6 protein-coding genes and 1 pseudogene are annotated in these 5522 nt (G+C 63.4%); 2 read left to right on the top strand and 5 right to left on the bottom strand.

Annotated features, from left to right (window positions below):
• Positions 1 to 162 (top strand): Rieske 2Fe-2S domain-containing protein (locus FJ471_RS33990; protein ID WP_140810992.1); only part of this gene is annotated, 162 nt, incomplete at its 5' end.
• A 5-nt stretch (positions 163 to 167) separates the two neighbouring features.
• Positions 168 to 1397 carry an FAD-dependent oxidoreductase gene (locus FJ471_RS33985; RefSeq protein ID WP_140810984.1) on the top strand — a complete coding sequence of 410 codons (1230 nt, stop codon included), beginning with the start codon at positions 168 to 170 and terminating at the stop codon, positions 1395 to 1397.
• Between the two features lie 6 nt (positions 1398 to 1403).
• Here the strand turns inward: FJ471_RS33985 and FJ471_RS33980 are convergent, their stop codons facing one another.
• The 5 genes and pseudogenes from FJ471_RS33980 to hslV all read right to left on the bottom strand — a co-directional run.
• Positions 1404 to 2363 carry a DUF1402 family protein gene (locus tag FJ471_RS33980; RefSeq protein WP_140810976.1) on the bottom strand — a complete coding sequence of 320 codons (960 nt, stop codon included), beginning with the start codon at positions 2361 to 2363 and terminating at the stop codon, positions 1404 to 1406.
• A gap of 157 nt (positions 2364 to 2520) precedes the next feature.
• On the bottom strand, positions 2521 to 3831 hold the full coding sequence (hslU, locus tag FJ471_RS33975) for an ATP-dependent protease ATPase subunit HslU (protein ID WP_140810968.1): 1311 nt from the start codon (positions 3829 to 3831) through the stop codon (positions 2521 to 2523).
• Positions 3832 to 3836: 5 nt separating this feature from the next.
• The gene (locus FJ471_RS33970) at positions 3837 to 4436 is read right to left on the bottom strand and encodes a DUF2585 domain-containing protein (protein WP_140810960.1); all 600 of its coding nucleotides are present in this window, start codon (positions 4434 to 4436) and stop codon (positions 3837 to 3839) included.
• 4 nt (positions 4437 to 4440) lie between these two features.
• The gene (locus FJ471_RS33965; protein WP_140810952.1) at positions 4441 to 4965 is read right to left on the bottom strand and encodes a GNAT family N-acetyltransferase; all 525 of its coding nucleotides are present in this window, start codon (positions 4963 to 4965) and stop codon (positions 4441 to 4443) included.
• A gap of 105 nt (positions 4966 to 5070) precedes the next feature.
• Positions 5071 to 5478: pseudogene (gene hslV, locus FJ471_RS33960) on the bottom strand (ATP-dependent protease subunit HslV); the annotation flags it as partial.
• Positions 5479 to 5522: the final 44 nt, after the last annotated feature.

Here is a 5522-nt window from a genome sequence, read left to right as displayed (position 1 = left end):
CTCGCCGACGGGCTGGTGATGGACGACATCATCGAATGCCCCAAGCACAATGGCCGCTTCAACTACAAGACCGGCGACGCCCGCGGCGCGCCGGTCTGCGTCAACCTGAAGACCTATCCGGTCAAGGTCGACGCCGGAAAAGTCCTCATTCAGGTCGGGTGACGACGATGACGGGAGGAATGGTGATCGTCGGCGCAGGCGAATGCGGCGGCCGCGCCGCGCTTGCGCTGCGCGATCACGGCTTCGAAGGGCCGGTGACGCTGGTCGGCGACGAGCCGCATCTGCCCTATGAGCGGCCGCCGCTGTCGAAGGAAGCGATGACCGGCGAGGCACCGGCCATCAAGGCGATCGCCAGCGACGAGCTCTTCGCCGAACGCTCGATCCGGCACATCCACTCCGTCCGGGCCGTCGCGATCGACCGCGCCGCGCATCTCGTGCGGCTGTCGGACGGATCCTCCCTGCCATATGAAAAGCTTTTGCTGGCGACCGGATCGGTGCCGCGCAAGTTGCCGATGCAGGGGTTGGGCGCACGCTGCGTCTATCTGAGAACTTTCAACGACGCTTTGGCTATCCGCGCCCATCTCAGCGCCGGAAACCGCGTCGCCATCATCGGCGGCGGCTTCATCGGCCTCGAGCTTGCCGCTTCGGCGCGCAAGCTCGGCGCCACGGTCACGGTCATCGAGGCGCAACCACGCATCCTGAGGCGCGGCGTACCGGCCGCGATTGCCGAGATCATCCACAAGGCGCATGAGGCCGAGGGCGTTGCGATCCGCACCGGCCAGGGCATCGCCGCTATTGCCGACGACGGCAAGGACGTCGCCATCACGCTGGCCGACGGACAGACGATCGCCGCCGATCTCGCTGTGATCGGCATCGGCGCCGTGCCGGTGACGGCGCTTGCCGCCGAAGCGGGGCTGGCAATCGACAACGGCATCGCCGTCGACGCGCATCTGCGCACCGCCGACCCGGATATCTTCGCCGCCGGCGATTGCTGCTCGTTCCCGCTCGCGGTCTATGGCGGACGGCGCGTGCGGCTTGAGGCCTGGCGCAACGCGCAGGAACAGGGCGCCTTAGCCGCGAGGAACATGCTGGGCGCCGGCGAGGCGCATGCCGCCGTGCCGTGGTTCTGGTCGGATCAGTACGGGCTGACCCTGCAGATCGCCGGACTTTCGGACGAGGGTCGCTCGATCGTCCGGCGCGACCTCGACGACGGTGCCTTCATCCTGTTCCATTTGGCGCAGGATGGCAGGTTGGTCGCCGCAAGCGGCATCGGCCCCGGCAACGCGGTGGCGCGCGACATCCGGCTGGCGGAGATGCTGATCGCCAGGCGGGCAACGCCGGCGCCGGAGGCGCTCGGCTCGCAAGCGGTCAAGCTGAAATCGCTGCTCGCGGCGTAAGGTTTTCTAGAAAAGCGCCTTCAGCTCGTCCAGCTTGTCGTTGACCAGCCAGCCGTAATAGTTCTCTTCGGGCAGCTTTTCGGCTTGGCCTTCGGCGCGGCGCTTGTCGTTCTCGGCTTTCAGCGCATAGGCGCGCTGCTCGGGATTGCCGACATTGTAGAGCGTCGCGGTGATGCCCGGATTGTGCGAGATGTCGAAGCCGGCAATGCCGCGGTAGGCGTCGATCGACTTCTTGATGGTCGCGGCGACGTAAGGCAGCGTCAGGTCGGGATCCATAATGGTCTTGTAGACGGCGTTGGGATCATCGACATCGAGCTTCGGCAGCCCGGAGACCTTGTGCACCAAATCGCTCATCTGCAGCGCGGTCAGTGGGTTCAACTGGCCGAGCCCGAAAGTCTGGCCGGCATAGTAAGGCTGGAAGAAGGTGGCGCCGAAGCGGTCGTTGGGGAAATCCTCGCCGCCGACGGTCTTGCCGCGGAAGGATCGGTTCCACACCTGCTCGCGGCATTCCCAAAGGTCGTAGCTGTCGTCCGTGCCGGCGCATTTCTTGAATTCCGGCCGCTGGATGAAATCCGAGATGTCCTCGCCGTGATAGGCGAAGGAAAGCTTGCTCGACAAATATGAGATCGCCTTGACGTAGTAGGTCTGCAGCCGGTCATAGGCGTCGACATTGTAGGTGTGCTCGCCGACGATGGCGCCGACGATATGCATCGGGTCGATGCCGTAGGCGGCAGCCGCCTTCCTGATCTTGGCGCGAAGGTCGGCGTCGTTCTGCAGCAGCGCGTAGACCTTGCGGTACTTGGCCTGGAAGGTGGTGTTGGTGGCCTGGGTGCGCCGGCTTGAGGCGCCCGGAATATCCGGCTGCACGTTGTTGCGGTTGCCCGGCGGCACCATCGTCGCCGCGTCGGCGATCGTCACCGCCGCCGCCAGGGTAAGACCAACCAGGAGTAGTATGTATTTCTTCATAAGCCGCCGCCTTTGACCGGCGGCAAACTAGGAAAAGCGCACGGGAGAGTCGAGAGAGGCCTTCAGCCTGCTGCTGCGAATGGTGGCCAGATGCTTCCATTTGGCCACACTTTGGATTTCGGGCCGGCCTGCAGGCCGACCCGAAATTAGCCGAAGATCAGAGAATGAAGCGCGACAGGTCGGTGTTGCGCGACAGGTCGCCCACATGCTTCTCGACATAGGCGGCGTCGATGGTGACGGCGGTACCATTGCGGTCCGGAGCGTCGTAGGAAATCTCGTCCAGCACGCGCTCCATCACCGTCTGCAAGCGCCGCGCGCCGATATTCTCGACGCTGGCGTTGAGATCGACGGCGATGCCGGCAAGCGAATCGATAGCATCGTCGGTGAATGTCAGCTCGACGCCTTCGGTCTTCATCAGCGCGATATACTGCTTGATGAGGCTTGCCTCGGTCTCGGTGAGGATGCGCACGAAATCCGCCTTCTCCAGCGCGCGCAGCTCGACACGGATGGGGAGACGGCCCTGCAGCTCCGGCAAAAGGTCGGACGGCTTGGAGACGTGGAAGGCGCCCGAAGCGATGAACAGGATATGGTCGGTCTTGATCGGCCCATATTTGGTCGCGACCGTGGTGCCTTCGACCAGCGGCAGCAGGTCGCGCTGCACGCCTTCGCGGGACGGGCCGCCCGAAATGTCGCTCCTGGCGGCGATCTTGTCGATCTCGTCGAGGAAGACGATGCCGTCGTTCTCGGCCGATTCCAGCGCCCTGCGCACCACCTCGTCCTGGTCGAGCAGCTTGTCGGACTCGTCATTGACCAGCAGTGCGTAGGAATCGCGCACCGTAGTCTTGCGGGTCTTGGTCTTGCGGCCACCCATCGCCTTCGACAGCATGTCGTTGATGTTGAGCACGCCGACATTGGCGCCCGGCATGCCGGGAATCTCGAAGCCGGGCATGCCGCCGGTGCCGGTGTCGGCCACCTCGATCTCGATCTCCTTGTCGTCGAGCTCGCCGTCGCGCAGCTTCTTGCGGAAAGAGTCGCGGGTCGCGGGGCTCGCCGTCTTGCCGACGAGGGCTTCCAGAACGCGCTCCTCGGCATTGACCTGGGCGCGCGCATTGACGTCGCCGCGCATCTTCTCGCGCGCCAAGCCGATGGCGACCTCGACGAGGTCGCGCACGATCTGCTCGACGTCGCGGCCGACATAGCCGACCTCGGTGAATTTTGTCGCCTCGACCTTGACGAACGGCGCGCCGGCGAGCCGCGCCAGGCGGCGCGAGATCTCGGTCTTGCCGACGCCGGTCGGGCCGATCATCAGGATGTTCTTCGGCATCACCTCTTCGCGCATCTGGCCTTCCAGCTGCTGGCGGCGCCAGCGGTTGCGCAAGGCAATGGCCACGGCGCGCTTGGCGTCCTTCTGGCCGATGATGAAGCGGTCGAGTTCCGAAACGATTTCGCGGGGAGAAAAGGTGCTCATATTACTCAAATTCCACTTTGCCACTGCCTGATGGACTCGAACGGATGCAGCAGCATGATCACGTTGAGCGTCAGATTGTCCCGGATGATGTAGCCCGTGCCGAGCTCGAAGATGAGCGCCAGGGCCACGATCACCCATATAGGTAGCTTTCTGGCCATCACAAATCCCAGCGCCATGAACAGCGTGTCGGACACCGAGTTGATGATGGAGTCGCCGTAGTAGTTCAGCGAAATGGTGCCGGCGCGGTAGCGGTCGATGATGAAGGGGCTGTTCTCCAGAAGCTCCCAGCCGCCTTCGACGAGGACCGCGAAAGCCAGCCTCAGCCCTATCGGCGAGCGCGGAAAGAGGAACCTCGCCAGCGCATAGAAGAGAAAGCCGTGGATGATGTGCGAGAAGGTGTACCAGTCGGCGATGTGCTGGGAATTCTCGGAGCTGTTGACCACGCCGTGCCAGAGCTTGACGTAGCCGCAGGTGCAGATCGGCGGATGGCCCATGCCGTACAAGGCGCCCGCCTGGAAGATGACCAAAGCGAGCACGAGCAACAGGCCCATGCGCCAGCTGTCTTCGTAAGCCGAAAGCGTCTTGTCCTCTCCAGGCGCGATCATTTTGTCAGTCCCCCAGATTTTCATCGTCCTCGGCCGTATCGACGGCCATCAGCACGACGTCCCCATATTGCGAATGCCTGCGGCCTATCTGCCTGAAGCCGGCCTTCTCATAGGCGCGGATGGCGCGGCCATTGTCGGGATGCGGATCGATGATGACGCGCGGCGCGCCTTCCTCGAAAAGCTCCTCGACGAACTGGCGCAGGATGGCCGAGCCATGACCGACACCGACCAGCTCCGGCGGACCGATCGTGAGATCGATGCCCAGCGTGCCAAAGGGCTGGTCGGCATAGGGATGGTCGTCCTCCATATGCGGATCGTAGCTCTGCAGGTAGGCGATCGGCCTGCCGTCGAGCTCGACGATCAGCGGCTCCACCGAAACCGAATCCATATGCTCGCGGATCTCGGCGATTTCTTTTGCCGGATCATCCCACCATTGGGCGACATGCGGCTCGCGCAGCCATGTGCCGATCAATGGCAGGTCCTTCTCGGTGACCGGCCGAAAATCGTAGCTATGTTCCTGATTGACCATGATCTCATCCAAAAACCGGTTCCCACTTTTTGGGATCATGTGCCTGATTGACCATGATCTTGTCCAAAAACCGGTTCCCACTTTTTGGGATCATGGTCGAGCAGCTCAAGCGGCATCGAGCGTTTCGACGACGAAATTGTTGTTGGTGTAGACGCAGATGTCGGACGCGATCTGCATCGCCTTGCGGGCGATCTCCTCGGCGTCCTTGTCGGTGTCGATCAGGGCGCGGGCCGCGGCCAGCGCGTAATTGCCGCCGGAGCCGATGGCCATGACGCCATGCTCGGGCTCCAGCACGTCGCCATTGCCGGTCAGCGCCAGCGAGACCGACTTGTCGGCGACCAGCATCATGGCTTCCAGGCGGCGCAGATAGCGGTCGGTGCGCCAGTCCTTGGCCAGCTCGACGCAGGCGCGCGTCAGCTGGTCGGGATATTGTTCGAGCTTGGCCTCGAGCCGCTCGAGCAGGGTGAAGGCGTCGGCGGTAGCGCCCGCGAAACCGGCAATGACGCTGCCGCCCAAGCAGATACTGAACAACTAGCTGGACTACCAATACATAAAAA

This window comes from Mesorhizobium sp. B2-7-1, assembly GCF_006440735.1.
In the GTDB taxonomy this organism is placed as follows: Bacteria; Pseudomonadota; Alphaproteobacteria; order Rhizobiales; family Rhizobiaceae; genus Mesorhizobium.
Note: the sequence above shows the minus strand (reverse complement) of the source record. Positions and strands in the feature narration are given on the sequence as shown.

Excerpts from the sequence above, each read along its gene's own strand:
- FJ471_RS33965 (WP_140810952.1), bottom strand. The coding sequence starts at position 4,965 with ATGGTCAATCAGGAACATAGCTACGATTTTCGGCCGGTCACCGAGAAG.
- FJ471_RS33980 (WP_140810976.1), bottom strand. The coding sequence starts at position 2,363 with ATGAAGAAATACATACTACTCCTGGTTGGTCTTACCCTGGCGGCGGCG.
- hslU (WP_140810968.1), bottom strand. The coding sequence starts at position 3,831 with ATGAGCACCTTTTCTCCCCGCGAAATCGTTTCGGAACTCGACCGCTTC.
- FJ471_RS33985 (WP_140810984.1), top strand. The coding sequence starts at position 168 with ATGACGGGAGGAATGGTGATCGTCGGCGCAGGCGAATGCGGCGGCCGC.
- FJ471_RS33970 (WP_140810960.1), bottom strand. The coding sequence starts at position 4,436 with ATGATCGCGCCTGGAGAGGACAAGACGCTTTCGGCTTACGAAGACAGC.